Origin of the sequence: Nocardia sp. NPDC050710, from assembly GCF_040654375.1 — a bacterium.
Classification (GTDB): Bacteria; Actinomycetota; Actinomycetes; order Mycobacteriales; family Mycobacteriaceae; genus Nocardia.
In genome coordinates this window covers 217,274-238,956 of the sequence record NZ_JBFAHV010000009.1, presented here as the reverse complement: position 1 = coordinate 238,956, position 21,683 = coordinate 217,274, and the positions used below count along the sequence as shown (strand labels likewise).

Genomic DNA, 21,683 nt, shown 5'->3' with positions numbered 1-21,683 from the left:
CGCCGGATCCGCGACGCGCCCCGTCCCTTAATCTCGATGCGAACCGGGGGGTGTCGCTCCCGCTATCGGAATGCGCAGGAGGACAGGTGGATTCGAGCCCTACCGAGCCACGGTGGCGGCCCTCGCCGAGGACGGTGTTCTCGCGGCAGTTCGCGGCGCTGTTCGAGGCTGCGGGTAACCCGACCTTGCGGCGAGTGGCCGCGGCGGCCGAAGCCCGGATGCGGGCCACGCGGGCTCCCGGGCAGAAGGCGGGTGCGTCCATGCAACGCATTAGCGATTGGAAGGCGGGACGGAATGTGCCTGCCCGCTTCGAATCTTTTCTGCCGGTGTTGCTCACGCTGACCGACGAGGCCCGCAAGTCCAGCAAGCCGGTGCCGTCCGCGTTGCTGGATGTGGAGGAGTGGCAGCGGCTTTGGACGGCGTCGAACGAATGGGATCCGGAGTCCGAGGGTGCGGAGTGCCCGTATCTCGGCTTGACCTCCTACGACGGGCAGGATGCGGAGCTGTTCTTCGGCCGCACCCGGCCGACCGCCGAGCTCGCCGAATTGGTCCGAGCCACAGTCGGTTCCGAAGGGCACGGTGGCATCGTGATGCTGGTCGGCGCCTCGGGCGCGGGCAAGTCCTCCTTGCTGGAGGCGGGTTTGATACCTGAGCTGGCCGATCCGGTAGGGGAGTGGGTCGTTTCGGCACTGACACCGGGTACCGATCCGGTCCGCGCGCTGGTTGCCGCGATCGGCGAGTGTGGCACCGAACCTGTTGTTGCACAACAGCAGTCGCCCAATCTTGGGTTGTTTGCGCAGGTCGGCCACGCCGGGCTCGAGACGATCGAAGGCAAGGAGTTCGAGCCGATCGACGGTGCCCACCTCGATCCAGGCTCGGAGGTCGAGCCTTCGGCCGAGACCGAATCATCGACGGGCGAGCCGATCGAGGTGGAGCGAGTTCGCGCGCGGCTCGCCGGGTGGGGCATGGGCCGCCGTCGTCTGCTGATCGTCGACCAGTTCGAGGAATTGTTCACACTGTGCCGCGACGAACGGCAACGCGAGGTATTCCTCGCGGCCTTGGAACACATCGCGATTCGCGGCGAACGCGAACCCGCCGCGGTCGTGATCGCCGTTCGCGCCGATTTCTACGCCACCTGTCTCGATGTCCCGGTCCTCGAGGACGCCCTCAAACACCGCAGCTATGTCCTCGGCCCGATGCGCTTGGACGAACTTGCCGAAGCGATCTCCCGCCCGGCCGAACTGGCCGGGTACAAACTCGAACCTGGGCTGGAAGAGCTGGTCATCAGCGAACTGTGCGGGCTCGGCGGACGCGGGCGGCGACACGGCTACGACCCGGGTGCGCTGCCGTTGGTCTCGCATGTCATGGCGGCGGTCTGGCAGCGCCGCGATGGAATGCGTTTGACCATCGACGGTTACCGGCAGGCCGGTGGTGTCCTTGGTTCGGTCGCCGCCACCGCGGAACAGGCCTGGTTAGAACTCACGGAGTTCCAGCAGTCTGTCGGCAAGCAAGTCGTACTCGAACTCGTCACGGTCGGCGCCGACTCCCGCGACACCCGCCGCAAGGTCGCCCGCGCCGAATTGATCCGCCAGACAGTGGAAGCCGCCGAGGCCGCCCTCGAGGCGCTGGCTCGCTATCGCTTGATCACCTTGGACGCGGAATCGGCGTACTTGACCCACGAGATCGTGTTGGATGCCTGGCCGCGGCTGCGCTCGTGGATCGATGAGGATCGAGTCGGATATCTGGAGAGGCAACGGCTGCGGGCGGATGCGAGCGAGTGGCTGCTCGAGGATCGTGACCCGTCGCTGCTCTATCGAGGTGCCCGGCTGACTACCATGCGCGGTCACGCGGACAACGGTCCGGTGGGACCGGTCGAGGATGAATTCCTCAGTGCCGCCGACTCCGCACGGCGGCGGACACACCGTCTGATCGGTGCGGGCATTGCCGCACTGGCACTGCTCGGTGTGGTTTCGCTGGTACTGGCAGGTGTGGCGTTCGTGCAATCCGGTTCGGCGAAGGTGCAGCGCGATAACGCGATCTTCGCGGCGGTATTGGCCGAGGCGGATCGACTCGAGCACTCCGATCCGTCGCTCTCTGCGCAATTGGTTCTGGTTGCCGATCGGCTACGACCGGGTGATTCGGAGGTGCGCGCGCGTCTGGTCAACACCCAAACGCTGCCGCTGACAACGCCATTGCCCGGACAACTGCACAGCAATTCCGGCTTGTCGTTTCGAGCGGGCGGGGGCTTGCTGGTTTCCGCCGAGGCGGATGGAATCATCAGAACCTGGGACGTCGCCGATATTCGTCACCCGAAACAGTTGTGGCAAAGTGCACCCGGCGAGGTGGCGCCTGGAACCGACGTGACGGTCGATCCGACCGGTTCTACCTTTGTTACGCGTGCCGACAACGGATTTCGGCTGTGGAGCTTGCGCGACCCGGCCCACCCGACCCCGATCGGGTCGACGACAATTCCCGGCGGTGACCCTTGGCCCGCACTATTCGGTCCGGACGGCCGGGTTCTGGTGGTGAATGGCCCGAATAATCGGCCGGTATTCTGGAACGTCGCCGATCCCGAGCGTCCGACATTGCTCGGTGAACCGATTCCGGCGACCTCGCGCGCGTTCGAAGTCGTGTTCGTCAGTCCGGATCTGCGCTCGGCCGTGAGCTCTACGTCCAGCAGTGTGGACGTGCAGCTGTGGCGCATCGACGATCCTGGATTGCCCGCGGTACCGGTGGCGTCGTTCCCGGCAGCGCCTCTTTCGCTCGCATTCGGTCCGGATAGTCGGACATTGGTGGTCCAGCAGCGCGCGGATTCGACGCTCCAGATGTGGGATGTGCGGGATCCGCTCGCCCCTCGAAAGACCGGTCAACCGTTCGGCGCGGTGAGCGGATATTCCGCCTCTGCGCTGATGTTCAGCCGTGACGGACAGACCCTTGCGGTGCGGTCCGGCGATAGCGCCGTGACGGTGTGGGACCTGACGGACCCCCGATCGCCCGCTCCGCTCGGCAGACCGATCGCCGGAGGTATCGGTGCGGTGACCGCGACCGCATTCGCGCCGGATGGCCGGACGCTGGCGGTCGGATGGAGCGACGGCACCGTCCGGCTGTGGTCGACAGTTCACAAGGGGTTCGCAGCGCTCGGTTATCCCAAATTCGATGCGCGCGGTACCCGCATGGTTGCGGTGAATTCCGATGGTGCGCTGGAACTGTGGGCTGCCGAAGATTCCCGGGCGCTGCGGCGGCTGACTACGCTCGATCAGGGGATGGGCTGGACCACGCCGGTTATCAGTCCCGATGGGCGGACCGTGATCGCTCGGCGGTCGGGCGGGCTGGCAAAGATCTACGATGTCTCGAATCTCGCCTCGGTCCCGCCGCCAACGGAATGGTCGGACGCGGACCTCGGGCACGTCACCGACGAAACCTTTACACCGGACTCGCGCTACCTGGTCGCCGTCGAGTGGCTGGAGGTCAATGGCGGGTTCCGGGCCGGTGGGCGACTGCGCGTGTGGGACTTTGCCGATCGAACGCGGCCGAGGCCGGTCGATGACTGGATTCCGAGCGGGGCGGAATCGGTCTGGAGCATCGCGTTCCGGCAGGACGACGCCGTGCTGGTGCTGGGTACCGGTACCGCGATATCGACGTGGGACATGTCCGAGGCGGGTCGGCCGAAACTGCTCGGTCGCACGCCACCCGGTCGCACGGGCGGCGCTGAGGTGGTTGCAGTGAGCCCCGACGGACGTATGGTCGCCGCTTCGGGATCCGCCCAGCAAATCACGGTGTGGGATATCGCCGATCCGGCACACCCGAAACCGGTCGGCGACCCGCTGCCCGGCCACACATCGGCGGTGGGGGCGCTGGCGTTCACCCCGGATGGGCATTCGCTCGTTTCGGTCAGTGAATTCCAGGTCCGCCTTTGGGATTTCGCGGATCGGCAGCACCCCCGGCCGATCAGGCACCCCATGATCGCCGGACAGGCGGGCAGCGCACCGGCGTACGCCACCACGACGTCATTCCACCCCTCCGGCACCTATCTCGTCGCCCGCGCATCGGATCACCTGATGCGACTGTGGGACCTGGATCCGAGGCATGCCGCCGATCGAATCTGTGAACTCACCACCGGGACGATGACGCGCGGGGTGTGGTCGGAACACGTCCCGAACCTCGACTACGACCCGCCCTGCGCAGCGACGGATTGAGCACCCGCACATCATCTTTCACGTCGGCGGGCGCAGCGCGGCGAATTCGTCGGTGACACGGATCTCCGAGTCGGTGAAGCGGTAGAGGGCGGCGGGGCGGCCGCCGGCGCGGCCGGGTGCGGCGGTGTCGCCGGTGGGGGTGATGACCTTGCGGCGGGACAGGACGCGTTGCAGGTTGGTGGTGTCCACGTCGTATCCGAGTGCTGCGCAGTAGATTTCGCGCAAGGTGGACATGGTGAAGGTCGACGGGGCGAGGGCGAAGGCGATATTGGTGTAGGAGAGTTTGGCGGCCAGGCGGGTGCGGGCGTGTTCGACGACGGTGCCGTGGTCGAAGGACATGGTCGGCAGGGTCGAGACCGGATGCCAGGCGGTGTCGTCGGGGAGTTGCGGATCGGCGGTGAGGGGGACCAGGCCCAGGTAGGCCGACGCGATGCGCCGGGGCGCCGGGACGCGATCGGGGGCGCTGAAGACCGAGAGCTGTTCCAGATGGGTCAGCTCACGCACGTCGACCTTCTCGGCGAGTTGGCGGCGGGCCGAAACGTCGAGATCCTCGTCGATGCGCAACCGGCCGCCCGGGAGTGACCAGGTGCCCTTCTGGGGGTCGAGGGCACGCTCCCACAGCAGCACGGCGAGTTCGGTCCGATGACCGGGCGGGCAGGGGCCGAAACCGGGTTCGACCGGCTCCGCAATGCCGTTACCTGCGGTGATGCCGGAGCTGAAGCGGCGAACCTGGAACACCGCGGTAAGCGATTCGTGGATGGTGCTACTATGGGGCACGTTTTCGATTGTAAGTCGAAAACCTGGTTTGGTGCGAATCGGCGAGGAGGCCGGCCGCACGAGGAAGGGAGCCATCATGGCGATGACGGGTGTGAAACTGGCGCCTCCGCTGATGGAACAGGTATTCGACGGACCGTCCGGATTCGCCGGTGTGGAGGCGACGCCGGAGTGGGCGCAGGAGATCAAGCGGCTGGCGCGGGAGCGCAACGCGACCATCCTGGCGCACAACTATCAGTTGCCCGAAATCCAGGACGTGGCCGACCACGTCGGTGATTCGCTGGCGCTGTCCCGCATCGCGGCCGAGGCGCCCGAGGACACCATCGTGTTCTGCGGCGTGCACTTCATGGCGGAGACGGCGAAGATTCTCAGCCCGGCCAAGACCGTCCTCATCCCGGACCAGCGGGCGGGCTGTTCGCTGGCCGACTCGATCACCGCGGACGAACTGCGCGCCTGGAAGGCCGAATTCCCGAACGCCGTGGTCGTCTCCTACGTGAACACCACCGCCGAGGTGAAGGCGCTCACCGACATCTGCTGCACCTCGTCCAATGCCGTCGACGTGGTCGCCTCCATCGACTCCGATCGCGAGGTGCTGTTCCTGCCGGACCAGTTCCTCGGCGCGCACGTCAAGCGGGTCACCGGCCGCGAGAATATGCACATCTGGGCGGGCGAATGCCACGTGCACGCGGGCATCAACGGTGACGAGCTGACCGAACAGGCGCGCACTCACCCGGACGCCGAACTGTTCGTGCACCCCGAATGCGGTTGCGCCACTTCGGCGCTGTACCTGGCGGGCGAGGGCTCGTTCCCGGCCGACCGGGTGCACATCCTGTCCACCGGCGGCATGATCGACGCGGCCAAGGCGGCGAAGTCGAATCAGGTGCTGGTCGCGACCGAGGTCGGCATGCTGCACCAGTTGCGCAAGGCTGCCCCCGGCATCGACTTCCAGGCCGTGAACGACCGGGCCTCCTGCAAGTACATGAAGATGATCACCCCGGCGGCGTTGCTGCGCTGCCTGGTCGAGGGCGCCGATGAGGTGCACGTCGATCCGGAAACCGCGGCGCGCGGCCGGAATTCGGTCCAGCGGATGATCGAGATCGGTAACCCGGGCGGTGGTGAATGAGCCGCCATCGGCGGCGGGTCGCGTACATCGCCCGGCCGGGCGGCGTGTGACGGCCGATTCGGTCACCCCACGCCGGGCCGGTCGACGGCCCGTGCGGGTGGCAGCACACCGTGGTGCTTCGGCCGGGTGTACCGCCGTTCGACGGCCGGTACCGGCGTGGGGTGACCCGGTGTCGGCGGCGCCGAACCGGTGGCCGCCGTCGGGAGCCGCGCCGGGATGACGGGCGCGGGCAAGGGTCGCCGCGGGGCGGCCGACGAGCCGGGCAGGCTCGGAGCGAGAGGCGTGGAGAGATGACGGCTCCGGTATCGATCGAGTGGGAAGCCGCCGCCGATCTGGTGGTGATCGGCGGCGGTGTCGCCGGGCTGACGGCGGCACGGACCGCCTCGCTGCGCGGATTGCGCGTGCTGGTGCTCAGCAAGGGCGGACCCACCGATACCTCGACACAGTATGCCCAGGGCGGCATCGCGGTCGTTGCCCCACAAGGGGATTCGATCGAATCGCATATGCACGACACCGTCGAGGCCGGTGCCGGGCTGTGTGAGGTGGAGGCGGTGCGCTCGATCGTCTCCGGTGGTCAGGACGCGGTCGCGGCGCTCACCGACCTGGGCGCGGTCTTCGATCTCGGTCGGGATGGGCAGATTTCGCGAACCAGGGAGGGTGGGCACAGTACCCGCCGGATCATTCACGCGGGCGGCGACGCGACCGGTGCGGAGGTGCAGCGCGCGTTGAACGCGGCGGGGCTGCCCATGCTGTTCGGCGCGGCCGCCTGCGAAGTGGTCACCGGCCCGAGCGGGGTGCGCGGAGTGATCGCGGTGTCGGACAAGGGTTTCGGCGTTGTACACACCCCCGCCGTACTGCTCGCTACCGGCGGGCTCGGTCAGCTCTACGCGCTGAGCACCAATCCGCCCGGTGCGACCGCCGACGGGATCGCGTTGGCGCTGTGGGCGGGCGCGGCCGTGGCGGATCTGGAATTCGTGCAGTTCCATCCGACGGTGCTCTACACGCCCGGCGGCACCGGGCGGCGGCCGCTGATCAGCGAGGCGGTCCGTGGCGAAGGCGCGATACTCGTCGACTCCGAAGGGAATTCGGTGACCGCCGGAATCCATCCCCGGGGTGATCTGGCCCCGCGCGACGTGGTCTCGCGGGCGATCGCCGCGCGCATGCGAGAACTGGGCACCGACCACGTATATCTCGACGGTCGCGCGATCGACGGCTTCGTGCAGCGCTTCCCGACCATCACCGCGTCCTGTCTCGCCGCGGGCCTCGACCCCCGCGTCGACCTGATCCCGGTCGCACCGGCCGCGCACTACCAGTGCGGCGGCGTGGTCACCGACCCGCACGGCCGCACCGGGGTACCCGGGCTGTACGCCGCGGGGGAGGTGGCGCGTACCGGCCTGCACGGTGCGAATCGGTTGGCCTCCAACAGTTTGCTCGAAGGCCTCGTGGTCGGTGAGCGGGTGGGCGCGGCCGCCGCCGAGCGGCAGGGTGAACCCGCCGAGGTCACCGAAATCCGCACCCGCACCATGCCGAGGGTGTCGCGCGCCGCCCTGCAACAGGTGATGACCACCCACGCATCGGTGGTCCGGGATCGGGACGGGCTCGCCGAGGCGACGGCCAGACTGGAGCGAGCGGTATTGCGGAGCATGTCGACCCGCTTCGCCCAATCGACCCGCACGGCCGCCGCCGTCGTACCGCCCGAACCGGAAGTACTGGCGGCGCAACGGATCGCCGAGCTGGAAGACGGCGCGCTCACGCTGACCGCGCGCGTCCTGCTGCTCGCGGCCGCCGCCCGCACCGAGAGCCGGGGCTGCCATACGCGATCGGACCACCCGGAATCCGATCCGTCTCTGCGGCACAGCATCCCGATCCGCCTGGACTCCGACGGCCACCCCGACGTGCGCCCGATGGCCGGCGAGCCCGAGGGGCCGCTTCTCGCGACGCGTCTGGCCGCGGATCCCGATGCCCCGGCCATATCGATGGCGGTCCCGTGATCGCCCCGCCGCATTGCGCCGCCTCCCATTCAATTCCGTACCCCGCCCGTAAGTCGGTGCGGGCGAACAACTCAGGAGTGCACCGATGACCCTGGACGCCGCCCTGGATCGCGACGAAGTGCTCGCACTGATTCGCGCCGCACTGGATGAGGATCTGCGCTACGGCCCGGACATCACCACGATGGCCACGGTGCCCGCCGACGCCGTGGTGAAGGCATCGGTGGTGCCGCGCCAGCCGGGCACCGTCGCGGGCCTCGATGTCGGATTGCTGGTGCTGGACGAGGTGATCGGCGCGGGCGAGTACGAGATCACCGATCGGGTCGTCGACGGTACCCGGGTGGAGCCGGGACAGTCCGTACTCGGAGTGGTCGCGCCGACGCGCGAGCTGCTCACCGCGGAACGCACCATGCTGAACCTGATCTGCCATCTGTCCGGTATCGCCACCGCCACAGCCGCGTGGGTGGACGAGGTCGAGGGCACCGACTGCAAGATCCGCGACAGCCGCAAGACGCTGCCCGGCCTGCGCGCCCTGCAGAAGTACGCGGTACGCGTCGGCGGTGGCGTGAATCACCGGATGGGTCTCGGCGATGCCGCCCTCATCAAGGACAACCATGTCGTCGCGGCGGGTTCGGTGGTCGACGCGCTGCGCGCGGTGCGTGAACTGGCCCCCGACATCGCCTGCGAGGTCGAGGTCGACAGCCTGGAACAGCTGGACGCGGTACTCGCCGAGAACGTGGAACTCGTCCTGCTGGACAACTTCCCGCTCTGGCAGACCCAGGCGGCCGTGCAGCGCCGCAACGCCGCCGCCCCGGACACCAAGCTCGAATCCTCCGGCGGCCTGAGCCTCGACGTCGCCGCCGACTACGCCCGCACCGGTGTCGACTACCTCGCCGTCGGCGCCCTCACCCACTCCGTGCGCGTGCTCGACCTCGGCCTGGATATGTAAGAGCTCAGCGCACCCGTCCCTCCGGCCGAGCTCAGGCCGTGAGCTCGCGCTGCAGCGGGGTGCGGAAGCGCGGGATGGTGCGCACATCGCCGAACCAGGCGTTGGTGCGTGCGGCCTCGGCCTCGATCATGGCCAGGGCGTCGGAACCGACGTCCTCCAGGAGGCGGTAGGCGATTTCGCCGTCCTTGCGTTGGGCCCAGCCGCCGACGATGCGGCCGTTCCACCAGATGCTGGGGCCGATATTGCCATTGCGGTCGAAGAGGGCTGGGGCGTGCGGACCGAGGTACCAGTCGCGGGACTGCCAGCCCATGGGCGTGGGATCCAGGGCCGGAAGCAGCGCGGCCCAGGGTTCCGGCGCCGCAACGGGTTCCGCGTCGTCGGCGAGGAGTAGGCCGGTGGTCCCGTCGAGGTCGACTTCGACCACATCGAGCTGGGCGAGGGTCTTGCGGATCTCGCCGAGGGTCCATCCGGTCCACCACTTGATATCGGCGATCGGGGCGGGACCGAAGGCGTACAACCACTTTCGGACCAATTCGGCGCGCGCCGCGTCGACCGGGAGGGTCGGTACGCCGTCGGGCAGCCACGATTCGACCGGGGCCCAGGTGTATTGGCTGCTGGCCCAGCTCCCGTTGGGCCGCCCGCGCACGATGCGCCCCTCGGCGCCCAGTATCACCAGCACCCAGGTGGTGATACTGGTCGGGCGCGAATACGACTTCTCCGGTGCGGGATTCACCTGGGTGCGCAGCCGCGGTACGTCCTTGCTCAGTTGCGCTCCGGTGGCCGCGCCACGGGACAGCAGGGCCTTATGCGTTTCGTCTTCGACGTCGGCGAGCCAGGCCCGCACATCGCCGTCGACCACCCCGGCCTGCTCGAGGAACCGGCCGTAGGTGCGGCGCTGTTTTTCGGCCAGCGCATCCGCGCAGGAGGCCTGCAATGCCGGGACCAGATCGACGGGGGCGACGAACATGGTGCGGCGCATCGCGAGCATGCGCAGCAGCGAACGATCCTCATAGAGCGCCTGTTCGACATGTGCCGGGGTGGCGGCGCGGGTGCGCGCGCCGACCGACAGGAATACCGTCGCCGGATCGGTGGCATGGAGTACCACGAGCGACCGCACCACCTCGGCGACATCGTCGCCGCGCATACCCGGAGCCAGCCGATGCCGAACCCCGAGCCGTGCCCGCCGCTCGGCGGCATCAATCGAACGCATAGGCGAATGGTAATCGCACCGCATTCGTGCTCGGCGACGAAGACGCACCGAAAGGTGATTCGGTCCCAGCCGACCCGGTTAACAGGGGATTTAACTACTTGTTTGCTGAAAATGCACTCACTGCCACATCGGTCGGGGTAATTTTCGGGGCGGGAAATTCGTATGACCGATTCGCATGACGATGGGAGTACGGAATGCTCGGGCTACGTCGAAATACTTCTCGTACCGCAACACTGCTGGTGAGCGCGGCGGCCGCGCTCGGAATGGCCGTCGTCGCGCCACCCGGCGCCGTCGCCGAGCCCACCCCCACCCTGAGCGTCTCGAACGACGCACTCGCCGCTGCCCTGCACTGCAGTGGATCGCTGGCCGATAGCCCTAACACGCCCGTGCTGTTCATCCACGGCGCGACCTCGAATTCGGCAGCCGACTTCGGCTGGAACTGGCACCGCACATTCAACCAGTTGGGTTGGTCGTACTGTTCCGTCGAGCTGCCCGAAAATGGCAACGGGGACATGCAGCACGGTGCGGAATACGTCGTTTACGCACTGCGTGCGATGAGCGGCGCCGCGGGTCGTCCGGTCAGCATCGTCGGACACAGTCTGGGCGGCATCATCGGTCGCTGGGCGCTGAAGTACTGGCCCGACACCCGCGCCCTCGTCGACGACTACATCGGCTTCGCATCCGCCAACCATGGCTCCCAGGTGTCCGACGGCACGTGCGCGAGCGCCTGCAGCGCCGTGACCTGGCAGCTGCGACCGAGCTCGGAGTTCCTGGCCGCGCTCAACAGCGGCGGCGAGACCTATCCCGAAGTCAGCTACACCGTGATCGCCACGACCATCGACGAAGCTGTCGTCCCGTTCACCAGCAGCTTCCTGGCACCGGCCGGGAACGTCACCAATGCCATCGTGCAGGACGTGTGCCCCGGTGAGACGGTCGAGCACAACGGGCTCAGCTACGACAATGCCACCTGGCTGATCGGCCTGGACGCGCTCCAGCACCCAGGTCCCGCCGATCTGAGTCGCGTCGACCGCTCCTCCTGCGGCCAACCGTTCATGCCCGGCGTCAACCCGATCACCTTCGTGGGCGATGCCGCGGGCGCACTCGCACACAGTGTCGGCACCTTGCTCGCCGCCCCGAAGATCGGCGCGGAACCGGCACTGCGCCCCTACGCTCTCTGAGGCGCAACCGGTTTCGCTCAGAGCCCGAACCGCGCCGGGTCCAACCGCAGCACCTGGCACGCCTCGCGCACCGCCGCGACCTCGACCTGGTCGAAGTTGCCGTCCGCGTTGCCGATCATGATGCCGATCTGCACGACCGCCTCGGCCTCGGTCGCCTTGCCCGCCGCCTTACCGATCTGCTGCATGACGTGGGCGCGTCCGAAGGCCGGGTCGGCGGTGAGCCGGTTGCAGTTGTCTTCGAACAGGACACGCAGTTCGTCGGCGGTGAAGTTCGACAGCACCGGGTCGGCGCCGATCAGTCCGGCCACCCGCATCCGCTCGGTCGGATCGATCGAACCGTCGGCGGCGGCGACCAGCGCGCACATGCCCATCGCGGCGTCGCGGAAGGAACCGCCGCGCAGCTCGTTCTTCTTGGCCAGTAACTGCTTGCGCCACTGCGGCGCCTTGTCGACCACATCCATCAGGCGGCTGAAGGTGTGCGCATTGGACACGAGCTTGTTCAAGAAGGCCATTGACCGCTCCTGGAAAGAGAGCCGGGACCGGCGGAACCGGGCCCGGGCTCCGAATCGACATCGGCGCGCCGGCAGAAGGACATCCGACCCGCGCCCCTCGATTATCGGCTGCTGATCGGACGGTGTTAATCCCGGTGCCGCACCGGATTCGGCATGGTCGCGTGGGATCATTCGAAGGATGAGGCGTGGATCCGGATTGCTGGCTGTGTGCTGTGTGCTGATGGGGATGCTGACGGCCACCGCCGTTGCGGCGCCACCGGTTTCGGCGGAACAGGACTGCCCGATCCGGGTCGAGGTGCGTCCGGTGACCCTGACGGTGGACGGTGAGGCCGCGACCGGCCGGGTGTACGAGCCCTACCGCTGTACCCCGGGAGATCTGCCGCCGCATCGGCTGGCAGTCGCCGTGCACGGGCATTCCGGTTCGGCCGCCGACTACGCCGACTACGTGACCTCGATCGCCCGCCGCACCGCCACCCCGTTCGTCTCCATGGACCTGCGCAGCGCCACCAGCGTCTGGCGAACCGGCGACTGGAATCTGTGGGCCGGGTGGCACGACATCGTGGCGGCGACCCAGTGGTACAAGAGCGAGCATCCCGCGATCGCGCGCACGGTGCTGTGGGGCTGGAGTCAGGGCGGCATCATGAGTGGGCTCGCGGTCGCGCATGGACCACGCGGGCTGTTCGACTACTGGGTCGACAATTACGGTCCGGCGGACGATTTCACGATGTGGGCCGCCTCGGCCGCCGTCGACCCGGACCTACCCGCCCAGATCGAACGAGACGCGGGCGGCTGCACCCCGATCGTCTGCCCGCTGGCCTACGCGCAGCGTTCACCGGCGCTGCTGGCCGGTCGGATGGATATGAAGCGCGCCTTCGTGATCCACGGCACCGCCGACGATGTGGTGCCCTACGCGACCAGCGTCGAGATGCGCGCCGGTCTGCTCGCCGCGGGCAAACCGACCTCCATGTACACCGTGGTGACCGGCCGCGATCTCAACGGCGCCATCGTTCCCGGCGACCACAACGTCGGCCCCGCCTTTTTCGAGGGCGGCTGCGTGGTGGAACGTCTGCTCATCGGCACCGAACCTGTCGACGGCCCGGACCGCGACTACCTCGTGGATATCGCCCGCGAGATCAATACCGCTCCCGCCGCTCCGCCCGAGGCCAAATGCGCGGCGTGACGACCGCGGACCGGAAATTCTTGGTAACTCGACGCTGGACGGTGGAAGACATTGCGCCCGGGGGTGGTTGTTGGTGGAACAAAACATCGACACCGAAGTGAGGCGCGAAGGATGAACAAGCCGACGGACCCGGCGTACCACTGGAACGGCGCGGACCTGGACCTGGACGCGTATCTGGCCCGGATCGGCTTCGACGGTGAGCGCGCGCCCACCCTGGCCACGCTGCGCAGGCTGGTGTACCTGCACACCACCACCGTTCCGTTCGAGAATCTCGAGATCATCCTCGGCCGCTCCATCCCGTTGGATCTGGAGACCTTGCAGGACAAGATGATCCGGCGCCGTCGCGGCGGCTACTGCTATGAGAATGTCGGCCTGTTCGCGGCCGCGCTCGAGCGGCTCGGCTTCGGCGTGACGGGCCTCAGCGGCCGGGTCACCATGGGTGTCGCCGAGGGTTTGCGGCCCGCCACCCACGCCCTGCTACGGGTGACCACGAACGACGACGACCGGATCTGGCTGGTCGACGTCGGCTTCGGATCCGGCCCCTTGGAGCCGTACGAACTGACCGAGAGCGCAGGGGAGTTCGCCTTGGGGCAGTGGCGGTTCCGACTGGAGCGCCGGACCGGTGAACTCGGCGTCGATGTGTGGGTATTGCACCAGTTCGGCCGAGACGGCTGGATCGACCGCTACACCTTCACCACCGAACCGCAGTATCGGATCGACTACCAGGTCGGCAATCACTTCGTCTCGACCTCTCCGCGTTCGCCGTTCACCACCCGCCCGTTCATCCAACGCTTCCTGCCGGACGTGCACTACGTCATCGACGGCACCACGCTGATCACCGAACGTCCGGACGGCTCCGGCGATACCCGCGAACTGGAACCCGCCGAATTGCCGAAGGTCCTCGCGGAGGTTTTCGATATCGACCTCGATGAGGCGGACGCCGACACACTGACCGAGGCGCGCTGGCTCACCCACTGACGGCGCGACTGTCCGGTCTCGCTTGACCTGCGGCGGGGCGGGCGCCCGATACAGTCGGCCGGGTGCGTACCCAACGGAAGCTCCTGGCCCTGTTCGCCGCACCCGTCCTCGTCCTGCTCAGCTGCGGCTCCGGTCCGGAACAACCCGGCACCGTCGCCGGTCAGTTCGCCGACGCGCTCAATCGCGATGATGTCGGCGCGGCGGCCGCGCTCACCGATAACCCCGCCGCCGCCACCGCGGATCTGAATACGCTCTACCAATTTCTTGGCAAGGACGTGACCTACGAGGTTCGCGCCACCGACGAGAGCGGCTTCACCCTCGCCGCGACCTGGAAGTTCGGCAAGGACGAGTGGAGCTACACCACGCTCGGAACCGCCGACGAGAACGACGGCTGGAAAATCCATTGGGATCCGGCCACCGTCGCTCCCGGCCTCGCGGTGGGTCCGCTCGAGTACACCCCCGTCGCGCCGAAGCCCGCGCGCATCCTGGACGGCTCCGGCGGTGAGCTGATGACCCAGCAGATCGTGACGCTGGTGAATGTGTCGCCCGGCGCCGACACCGCCGCCATCGCGGGCGTGCTGGCACCGCTGGCGCCCGGCCTCACCGCGGAGTCGCTGCAATCGGATCTGGCCGCCGCGCAAGGCAAACCGATCACCGCGATCACGCTGCGCGCCGCCGATATCGCTCCGATCCGGGCCGCCCTGGAGGCCATCCCCGGCGTCACGCCGGTCGAGCAGACCCGGTTGCTGACCGTCGACAAGTCACTGGCCTCGCCGACCCTGTCGGGCCTGGCGCAGCTGTGGCAGTCCGAGGCCGACGCCGCGACGGGCTGGGCCGTCCGAGCGCTGATTCCCGATGGCGCCGAGTACATCGCGGGCCAGGAGCCGAAACCGACCTCGGATATCCCGACCACCCTCGACATCGGCCTGCAACGCGCCGCCGAGGACGCGCTTGCCCCGATCGCGCAGCCCGCCGCAATCGTGGCATTGCAGCCATCCACCGGCAATGTCGTCGCGATGGCGCAGAACGCCGCGGCCGACATGCAAGGCCCGATCGCGTTCACCGGCCTCTACCCGCCGGGCTCCACCTTCAAGACGGTCACCGCCTCGGCCGCATTGCAGGCGGGCGAGGTGACCCCGGATAGCGTGCTGCCCTGTCCGGGCGTGGCGGATATCGAGGGCCGCCGCATCCCCAACGACAATAATTTCGATCTGGGTCAGGTTCCGCTGCACACCGCCTTCGCCCGGTCCTGCAACACCACGATGGGCAGTCTGGCGGTGAAGTTGGCGCCGGATGCCCTGACCGACGCGGCCGCGCAGCTCGGCCTCGGCATCGACTACGTCACACCGGGCCTGACCACGGTGACCGGCAAGGTGCCGCCCGCCGATACCCCGGCCCAGCGCGTCGAATCCGGCATCGGTCAAGGCCAGGTGACGGCGTCGCCGTTCGGTATGGCGCTGGTCGCCGCGTCCATCGCGCGCGGTGCGGTACCGACGCCCACCCTCGTCGCGGGTAAGCCGGGTGTCGCGGACCGTGCCGCGCGGCCATTGCCGCCGATCGTCGCCGATCAGATCGAATCCATGATGCGCGAAACGATTACCGGTGGCACCGCGACCACGCTGGCCGACATCCCGGGGCTGCTCGGCAAGACCGGCACCGCCGAATACGGCGACAACACCCACGCACACGGCTGGTTCGTCGGGATCGACGGCGATCTCGCCTTCGCGGTCTTCGTCGGTGACGCGGGCAGTTCGGGACCCGCGGTAGCGGCCGCGGGACGCATGATGCGCGCGCCGCGCTAGCGGTTCGAAAGCCGCCGCGGGACCATCTCGGATACCGAAAGCGCGAGTACGGCGGTGACGGCGCAAAATATCTCCGTGCTGACGCGTTGGTCGGCGCAAGCGCCCGCTACACTCGTCGGCGGGCCGCGTAAGCGGTCAATATGCGGGATGTCACGATTTCGAGAAGGTTCGGAGTAGGCGCCATCGATACCGGTCAATTGATCGCGGAGCATTACCGCCTGGTCGAGCGGATTGGTAGCGGCGGCACGGGCGTTGTTTGGCGCGCCGTCGATGAACGCCTGCAACGCTCGGTGGCGGTCAAACAGATCCATATACAACCCAGCCTGCCCGAGGCCGAACGTGTCGTGGTGCGTCAGCGCGCGATCCGCGAGGCTCGCAATGCGGCCCGGTTCCAGCACCCGAACGCGATCGTTGTGTTCGACATCACAGAGCACGACGGCGATCCGTGCCTGGTGATGGAGTTCATGAAGTCCAAGAGCCTGGCCGCGGTGCTCTCCGCGCAGGGCACGTTGCCACTGACCCAGGTGTCGCGGATCGGGGAGCAGGTCGCCTCCGCGTTGATCTCGGCGCACCAGGCGGGCATCGTGCACCGCGACGTGAAACCGGGCAATATCCTGCTCGACGACAACGGCACGGTGAAGATCACCGATTTCGGTATCTCCCGCGCGACCGGCGATGTCACCCTCACCGAAACCGGCCTGATCTGCGGCACCGCCGCCTATCTGGCCCCCGAAGTGGCCCGCGGCGCCGACCCGACCCCGGCCGCCGACGTATTCGCCTTGGGTGCCACGCTATTCCACGCATTGGAGGGTGAACCGCCCTACGGTGCCAGCGCGAATCCGCTCGCGGTGCTCTACGCGGCGGCCAACGGTCAAGTGAGCGAGCCGCGAAACGCGGGCGCCGCCACCGACTTCCTGCTGCAACTGCTCAGCCCGGAGCCGGAGGAGCGGCCGAGCATGCGGATCGCGCGTGATCAGCTGGCCGCGCTCGCGGACTCCAGCTCCGCGCCGGTACCCGCCGGATTCATCCCCGCCAGTGAGGCTTTCGCGCGTCGCCAGGTCGGTCCGCCCGACGCGGCTACCCGGGCGTTGCGGCCACCTGCCGCGCCCCCGCACCAGCCGACCCAGCGGCATACCCGCCCGGCCGCGCCGCCCGCCCGCGGTGCGCACCCGAATACGGCCGCGCATCCGCGCACCACTGCCCAGCCCCGGCCTGCCGCACCCAAGCCCGGTGGCAAGCGCCGTGCCGTGTTGATCGGCGGCGCGGTCGGCGCGGTAGTGGCCGTTGTCGCGCTGCTCGTCGGCACGCTGAACCAGTCGGACTCGAATACCCCGCCGCCGCGGGCGAATCCGACCGCGACGGCCGCCCCCACCGGTGGTTCGACCACGACCACGACCCCGTCGCTGGGCAAGACGCCGAGCGTGGGCACGGTCGAATGGGGCCCGGCCGGAGATCTGATCGTCGACTTCTACAGCAATCCGGCGGGATCCTGGTCGCTGCTGACCCCGGCGGCCCAGAAGTTGTACGGCACCGAACAGGCGTTCCGTCAGTACTGGAGCACCCGCATCATCGACACCTTCGCCGATATCAACGGCACCAACCGCGGCAATTATCCGGACGGCTCCGTCGACATGCGGCTGGCCCAGCTCACCGTGGACGGACAGACCAGGTCGATGGTGCTGCACGTCGTCGGCAGCGGCGGCGGCAGACTGCTGATCGACAGCGAGACCAGGCCCACCGGCACCTAGGCGCCTGACCGAGAATTGCGCAAGATTTCTCCCAGAACCGCGCCATAGCGTTGATGGTGCGGACGGATGGATCGCCCGCACCTCGGAAGTTCTTGGGCGACAACATGTCCCGATCCGAGGTACCGATCCTCTGATACGGGAGAAGTGTCATGACATCAGTACAGTGGCGGGGTCGTCGGCTGGCCGCGGCCCTCGTGGTGAGCGCGGCGACGGTGCTCGGCGGGATGACCGTTACGGCGGGGCCCGCCGCCGCGACGACGGCGCCATCCATCAACGAATGCCAGGTATTCCGGCCGGTGTTGAAGCGGGGCGTGCAGGGCCAGGCCGGATGTGTCGCCGCGGTGCAGTCCTTCCTGCACGCCTACTACGGCACCGGGGTGGACGGGAAGTTCGGCCCGGAGACCGAGAGGGATGTCAAGGCTTTCCAGCGCTGGCAGGGTATCTCCGCCGACGGTGTGGTCGGAACCAATACCTGGGGTCGCATCCAGGTGGAATGCAACCATCGGGGCGACTGCGACTACCACGCCCAGTACTGAGCGGATGGCCGACCGCGCGGGGCGACGCCGCGACGACGGCGAAGTAGCCGGCGTCGACGCCCACGCGGTCGGCGAACCGATTACGCCATCGCGAAACGCAGCAGCGCCTGCTTGTCGCCCTGCTTGATCTTGCCCTTGCGGTTCAGCACTTCCAGCTGCCAGGCCGGGCCGTTGCGGAACGCGCGGGCGACGGCGTTGGCGTTGTCGTTGCCGAGCAGCGACGGCCAGATATCGGCGACCTGCTGGCTGTTGCCGCCGGTGGCATCGTAGACCTTGAACGAGATGTTGTTCGCCTTCTCGAACGAGCTGCCCTTCTTGAAGGCGGCCGCGACGAAGATGATCGCGTCGATACCGCCCGGCACATCGGCGAAGGTGACGCTGACGGTCTCGTCATCACCCGTGGCCGCGCCGGTCTGTTCGTCGCCGGAGTGCAGCACCGAGCCGTTGCCCAGCGGGTCGAGCGAATCCAGGCCCGCGAATCGGACCGGCTCCGCACCCTGCATGAGGATGGCGATCAGGTCCAGGTCCACCCCCTTCTTACGCCGCGCCCAGCCGAGCGCACCGCCGCTGGTCCCCGCCGACGGATCCCAACTCACCCCGACACTCAGTTTGGTGATACCGGCGAGATCCGCGGCGCCGTCTTCTTTCTTGAGCGTGATCATGGCATCAGACTACCGGCGCTGCCGAATTGCCGTGGGGCACAGCATTATCGCTGGTCAACGACCGAATGATCGAGTTTTCGGCGTCGGAAACCGGTGCGGCGCGAAGGAATAACGGCCCGCGCGGTCCGTTACCGAAGTGGCGGCGATCGGCGCCACGGCAACGGCACCTGGGAGAAGTCCGCCGACGGTGGCAATCCGGGGGCGCGACTTCGACTCCGTCCGCACCCGGCTCGGATGAGATCCAGGTCACCGGGCCCTGGCGCGGCCCAGGTGGAGACCGACCGGGCGGAAAAGCGGTGGTGCGGACCATTAGGCTGGTACCGGACAAAGCACCAGCACAGACAGGACTGCAGACCGATATGACACCCCGCATCGAGCTCGCCCGCGTTGATCTGCGCGGTCGTACTCCCTCCGCTGCCGAGCTGCGCACCGCGCTGCCGCGCGGGGGAGTCGACGTCGACTCGGTGCTGCATCATGTGCGCCCGGTGGTCGAGGCCATCCGAGATCGCGGTGTGTCGGCGGCGCTGGAGTTCAGCGAGCGGTTCGACGGGGTGATCCCGGCGAGTGTGCGGGTACGCGCCGCCGAACTCGACGCGGCGCTGGAGAACCTGGACCCGGCGGTGCGCGCCGCGCTCGAGGTCGCGATCGAGCGGACCCGCAAGGTGCACGCGGATCAGCGGCGCACCGACACGGTGACCGAGGTGGTGCCCGGCGGCACCGTCACCGAGCGGTGGGTGCCCGTGGAACGGGTCGGCCTGTACGTGCCCGGCGGCAATGCCGTCTATCCGTCCAGCGTCGTGATGAATGTGGTGCCCGCGCAGGCCGCTGGGGTGGACTCGCTGGTCGTCGCCTCGCCGCCGCAGGCGCAGTTCGGCGGCCTGCCGCATCCGACCATCCTCGCGGCCGCCAAGCTGCTCGGGGTCGAGGAGGTCTGGGCGGTCGGCGGCGCGCAGGCGGTGGCGCTGCTCGCCTACGGTGGCCTCGACACCGACGGCGCCCAGCTCGAACCGGTCGACCTGATCACCGGTCCGGGCAATATCTACGTGACCGCGGCCAAGCGGCTGTGCCGCGGCCTGGTCGGCATCGACGCCGAGGCGGGTCCGACCGAGATCGCCATCCTGGCCGACGCCACCGCCGATCCGGTACATGTCGCCGCCGATCTGATCAGCCAGGCCGAGCACGATGTGCTGGCCGCCAGCGTGCTCGTCACCGACAGCGCCGAATTCGCCGACGCGGTGGACGCCGCGCTCAACACGCAGCTGACCGTCGTCAAGCACGCGCACCGGGTGCGTGAGGCGCTGACCGGTAAGCAGTCCGGCACCGTGCTGGTCGACGATATCGACCAGGGTTTGCGGGTGGTCAACGCCTACGCGGCCGAGCACCTGGAGATCCAGACCACCGATGCCGCCGCTGTCGCGGCCCGGGTGCGCAGCGCCGGAGCGATATTCGTCGGCGCCTACGCGCCGGTCAGTCTCGGCGATTACTGCGCGGGCTCGAACCACGTCCTGCCGACCGCGGGCTGTGCGCGGCACTCCTCGGGACTGAGCGTGCAGACGTTCCTGCGCGGCATCCACGTGGTGGAGTACACCGAGGCGGCGTTGAAGGATGTCGCCGGTCACGTGGTGGCACTGGCCGTCGCGGAGGACCTGCCCGCGCACGGGCAGGCTGTCACGGCGCGATTCGAGGCGCTGTCGTGAATGTCGAACTGACGGTTCCCGGCTCGCGAGTGAGCCTGGACGATCTGCCGCTGCGCGATAATCTGCGCGGCAAGAAGCCGTACGGCGCACCGCAATTGACGGTGCCGGTGCAGCTGAACACCAACGAGAATCCGCATCCGCCGAGCCGGGCGCTGATCGATGACGTCGCCGAATCGATTCGGGCCGCCGCCGCCGACCTGCACCGCTACCCGGACCGGGACGCGGTCGCGCTGCGCGCCGATCTCGCGGCCTACCTCACGCGGCAGACCGGTGTCGCGGTGGATACCGCGAACGTGTGGGCGGCCAACGGCTCCAACGAGATCCTGCAGCAACTGTTGCAGGCCTTCGGCGGACCCGGGCGCAGCGCACTGGGTTTCGTGCCCTCGTACTCGATGCACCCGATCATCTCCGAGGGCATCGACACCGAATGGGTCGAGGCCAAGCGCAATGCCGATTTCTCCCTCGATATCGACTACGCGGTCACCGTGATCGCCGAACGCCGCCCCGACGTGGTGTTCGTGACCAGCCCGAACAACCCGACCGGACACAGCATTCCGATCGCGGACCTGGTGCGGATCCTGGCGGCGGCGCCGGGCATCGTGGTGGTCGACGAGGCCTACGGCGAATTCTCGGCCGCGCCGAGCGCCATTACGCTGATCGACCGGTTCCCGGCGAAGCTGGTGGTGACCCGCACCATGAGCAAGGCGTTCGCCTTCGCGGGTGGGCGCCTCGGCTACCTGGCCGCCGCGCCGGCGATGATCGATGCGCTGCTGCTGGTGCGGCTGCCCTACCACCTGTCGGTGGTCACCCAGGCCGCCGCGCGCGCCGCGCTCCGGCACGCTGACGAAACCCTCGGCAGCGTCGCGGAATTGGCGGCCCAGCGGGACCGGGTCGTCGCCGCGCTGGCCGCGCAGGGCTACGACGTGATCCCCAGCGACGCCAATTTCGTCCTGTTCGGCCGGTTCACCGATGCGGCCCGCGCCTGGCAGCGGTACCTGGACGCGGGTGTGCTGATCCGCGACGTCGGCATCCCCGGATATCTGCGCGCCACCATCGGCCTCGCCGCCGAGAACGACGAGTTCCTGCGTGTCAGCGGCACACTGGCCCCCACCGAACTCACCCCCGATGAACCAGCGTCAGCGAGGTAGAG

General features: G+C 68.4%; 16 protein-coding genes. 12 read left to right on the top strand and 4 right to left on the bottom strand.

Annotated features, from left to right (window positions below; genetic code table 11):
- Positions 1 to 86 precede the first annotated feature (86 nt).
- Positions 87 to 4,196, top strand: coding sequence for a hypothetical protein (locus tag AB0H61_RS18690; protein ID WP_357305797.1), 4,110 nt, complete (start codon positions 87 to 89; stop codon positions 4,194 to 4,196).
- An 18-nt stretch (positions 4,197 to 4,214) separates the two neighbouring features.
- Here AB0H61_RS18690 and AB0H61_RS18685 read toward each other — a convergent pair whose 3' ends face one another.
- Entirely contained in the window at positions 4,215 to 4,973 is a 759-nt protein-coding gene (locus tag AB0H61_RS18685; protein ID WP_357305794.1) for an NUDIX domain-containing protein, read from the bottom strand.
- Positions 4,974 to 5,049: 76 nt separating this feature from the next.
- Between AB0H61_RS18685 and nadA the strand changes: the two genes are divergently transcribed.
- The 3 genes from nadA to nadC all read left to right on the top strand — a co-directional run bounded on the left by nadA (position 5,050) and on the right by nadC (position 9,030).
- Positions 5,050 to 6,093 carry a quinolinate synthase NadA gene (gene nadA, locus AB0H61_RS18680; RefSeq protein WP_357305791.1) on the top strand — a complete coding sequence of 348 codons (1,044 nt, stop codon included), beginning with the start codon at positions 5,050 to 5,052 and terminating at the stop codon, positions 6,091 to 6,093.
- 110 nt (positions 6,094 to 6,203) lie between these two features.
- Complete coding sequence (locus AB0H61_RS18675) at positions 6,204 to 8,084, top strand: L-aspartate oxidase (RefSeq protein WP_357305788.1); 1,881 nt, start codon at positions 6,204 to 6,206, stop codon at positions 8,082 to 8,084.
- A gap of 85 nt (positions 8,085 to 8,169) precedes the next feature.
- Positions 8,170 to 9,030, top strand: coding sequence for a carboxylating nicotinate-nucleotide diphosphorylase (nadC, locus tag AB0H61_RS18670; RefSeq protein WP_357305785.1), 861 nt, complete (start codon positions 8,170 to 8,172; stop codon positions 9,028 to 9,030).
- Between the two features lie 31 nt (positions 9,031 to 9,061).
- Here the strand turns inward: nadC and AB0H61_RS18665 are convergent, their stop codons facing one another.
- Positions 9,062 to 10,240 carry a winged helix DNA-binding domain-containing protein gene (locus AB0H61_RS18665; RefSeq protein WP_357305782.1) on the bottom strand — a complete coding sequence of 393 codons (1,179 nt, stop codon included), beginning with the start codon at positions 10,238 to 10,240 and terminating at the stop codon, positions 9,062 to 9,064.
- Between the two features lie 194 nt (positions 10,241 to 10,434).
- Between AB0H61_RS18665 and AB0H61_RS18660 the strand changes: the two genes are divergently transcribed.
- Positions 10,435 to 11,418 carry a lipase gene (locus tag AB0H61_RS18660; RefSeq protein WP_357305779.1) on the top strand — a complete coding sequence of 328 codons (984 nt, stop codon included), beginning with the start codon at positions 10,435 to 10,437 and terminating at the stop codon, positions 11,416 to 11,418.
- A gap of 17 nt (positions 11,419 to 11,435) precedes the next feature.
- Here AB0H61_RS18660 and AB0H61_RS18655 read toward each other — a convergent pair whose 3' ends face one another.
- Positions 11,436 to 11,930 (bottom strand): TerB family tellurite resistance protein, encoded by a 495-nt coding sequence (locus AB0H61_RS18655; RefSeq protein ID WP_357305776.1) that lies wholly within the window; start codon positions 11,928 to 11,930, stop codon positions 11,436 to 11,438.
- A 178-nt stretch (positions 11,931 to 12,108) separates the two neighbouring features.
- Here AB0H61_RS18655 and AB0H61_RS18650 point away from each other — a divergent pair, with 178 nt between their 5' ends.
- The 5 genes from AB0H61_RS18650 to AB0H61_RS18630 all read left to right on the top strand — a co-directional run bounded on the left by AB0H61_RS18650 (position 12,109) and on the right by AB0H61_RS18630 (position 18,174).
- Positions 12,109 to 13,110, top strand: coding sequence for a prolyl oligopeptidase family serine peptidase (locus tag AB0H61_RS18650; protein ID WP_357305773.1), 1,002 nt, complete (start codon positions 12,109 to 12,111; stop codon positions 13,108 to 13,110).
- 111 nt (positions 13,111 to 13,221) lie between these two features.
- On the top strand, positions 13,222 to 14,088 hold the full coding sequence (locus tag AB0H61_RS18645; protein ID WP_357305771.1) for an arylamine N-acetyltransferase: 867 nt from the start codon (positions 13,222 to 13,224) through the stop codon (positions 14,086 to 14,088).
- 62 nt (positions 14,089 to 14,150) lie between these two features.
- Positions 14,151 to 15,890: a penicillin-binding transpeptidase domain-containing protein gene (locus AB0H61_RS18640; RefSeq protein WP_357305768.1), complete on the top strand. Its 1,740-nt coding sequence runs from the start codon at positions 14,151 to 14,153 to the stop codon at positions 15,888 to 15,890.
- Positions 15,891 to 16,030: 140 nt separating this feature from the next.
- Positions 16,031 to 17,638 (top strand): protein kinase, encoded by a 1,608-nt coding sequence (locus AB0H61_RS18635; RefSeq protein ID WP_357305765.1) that lies wholly within the window; start codon positions 16,031 to 16,033, stop codon positions 17,636 to 17,638.
- Between the two features lie 149 nt (positions 17,639 to 17,787).
- Positions 17,788 to 18,174: a peptidoglycan-binding domain-containing protein gene (locus tag AB0H61_RS18630; protein WP_357305762.1), complete on the top strand. Its 387-nt coding sequence runs from the start codon at positions 17,788 to 17,790 to the stop codon at positions 18,172 to 18,174.
- 80 nt (positions 18,175 to 18,254) lie between these two features.
- On the opposite strand, the gene AB0H61_RS18625 is transcribed toward AB0H61_RS18630, so the two are convergent.
- Entirely contained in the window at positions 18,255 to 18,836 is a 582-nt protein-coding gene (locus AB0H61_RS18625; RefSeq protein ID WP_357305759.1) for a TerD family protein, read from the bottom strand.
- A 359-nt stretch (positions 18,837 to 19,195) separates the two neighbouring features.
- On the opposite strand from AB0H61_RS18625, the gene hisD reads away from it, so the two are divergent.
- Together hisD and AB0H61_RS18615 are read left to right on the top strand one after the other, a co-directional pair.
- Complete coding sequence (gene hisD, locus AB0H61_RS18620; protein WP_357305756.1) at positions 19,196 to 20,533, top strand: histidinol dehydrogenase; 1,338 nt, start codon at positions 19,196 to 19,198, stop codon at positions 20,531 to 20,533.
- Positions 20,530 to 21,681, top strand: a complete 1,152-nt coding sequence (locus tag AB0H61_RS18615; RefSeq protein ID WP_357305753.1) for a histidinol-phosphate transaminase — start codon at positions 20,530 to 20,532, stop codon at positions 21,679 to 21,681. The genes hisD and AB0H61_RS18615 overlap by 4 nt, the downstream gene beginning before the upstream one ends.
- The last annotated feature ends 2 nt before the right edge of the window (positions 21,682 to 21,683 follow it).

Coding starts and splice junctions, on each gene's coding strand:
- nadA (WP_357305791.1), top strand. CDS start 5,050: ATGGCGATGACGGGTGTGAAACTGGCGCCTCCGCTGATGGAACAGGTA.
- nadC (WP_357305785.1), top strand. CDS start 8,170: ATGACCCTGGACGCCGCCCTGGATCGCGACGAAGTGCTCGCACTGATT.
- AB0H61_RS18665 (WP_357305782.1), bottom strand. CDS start 10,240: ATGCGTTCGATTGATGCCGCCGAGCGGCGGGCACGGCTCGGGGTTCGG.
- AB0H61_RS18660 (WP_357305779.1), top strand. CDS start 10,435: ATGCTCGGGCTACGTCGAAATACTTCTCGTACCGCAACACTGCTGGTG.
- AB0H61_RS18655 (WP_357305776.1), bottom strand. CDS start 11,930: ATGGCCTTCTTGAACAAGCTCGTGTCCAATGCGCACACCTTCAGCCGC.
- AB0H61_RS18650 (WP_357305773.1), top strand. CDS start 12,109: ATGAGGCGTGGATCCGGATTGCTGGCTGTGTGCTGTGTGCTGATGGGG.
- AB0H61_RS18645 (WP_357305771.1), top strand. CDS start 13,222: ATGAACAAGCCGACGGACCCGGCGTACCACTGGAACGGCGCGGACCTG.
- AB0H61_RS18635 (WP_357305765.1), top strand. CDS start 16,031: ATGCGGGATGTCACGATTTCGAGAAGGTTCGGAGTAGGCGCCATCGAT.
- AB0H61_RS18630 (WP_357305762.1), top strand. CDS start 17,788: ATGACATCAGTACAGTGGCGGGGTCGTCGGCTGGCCGCGGCCCTCGTG.
- AB0H61_RS18625 (WP_357305759.1), bottom strand. CDS start 18,836: ATGATCACGCTCAAGAAAGAAGACGGCGCCGCGGATCTCGCCGGTATC.
- hisD (WP_357305756.1), top strand. CDS start 19,196: ATGACACCCCGCATCGAGCTCGCCCGCGTTGATCTGCGCGGTCGTACT.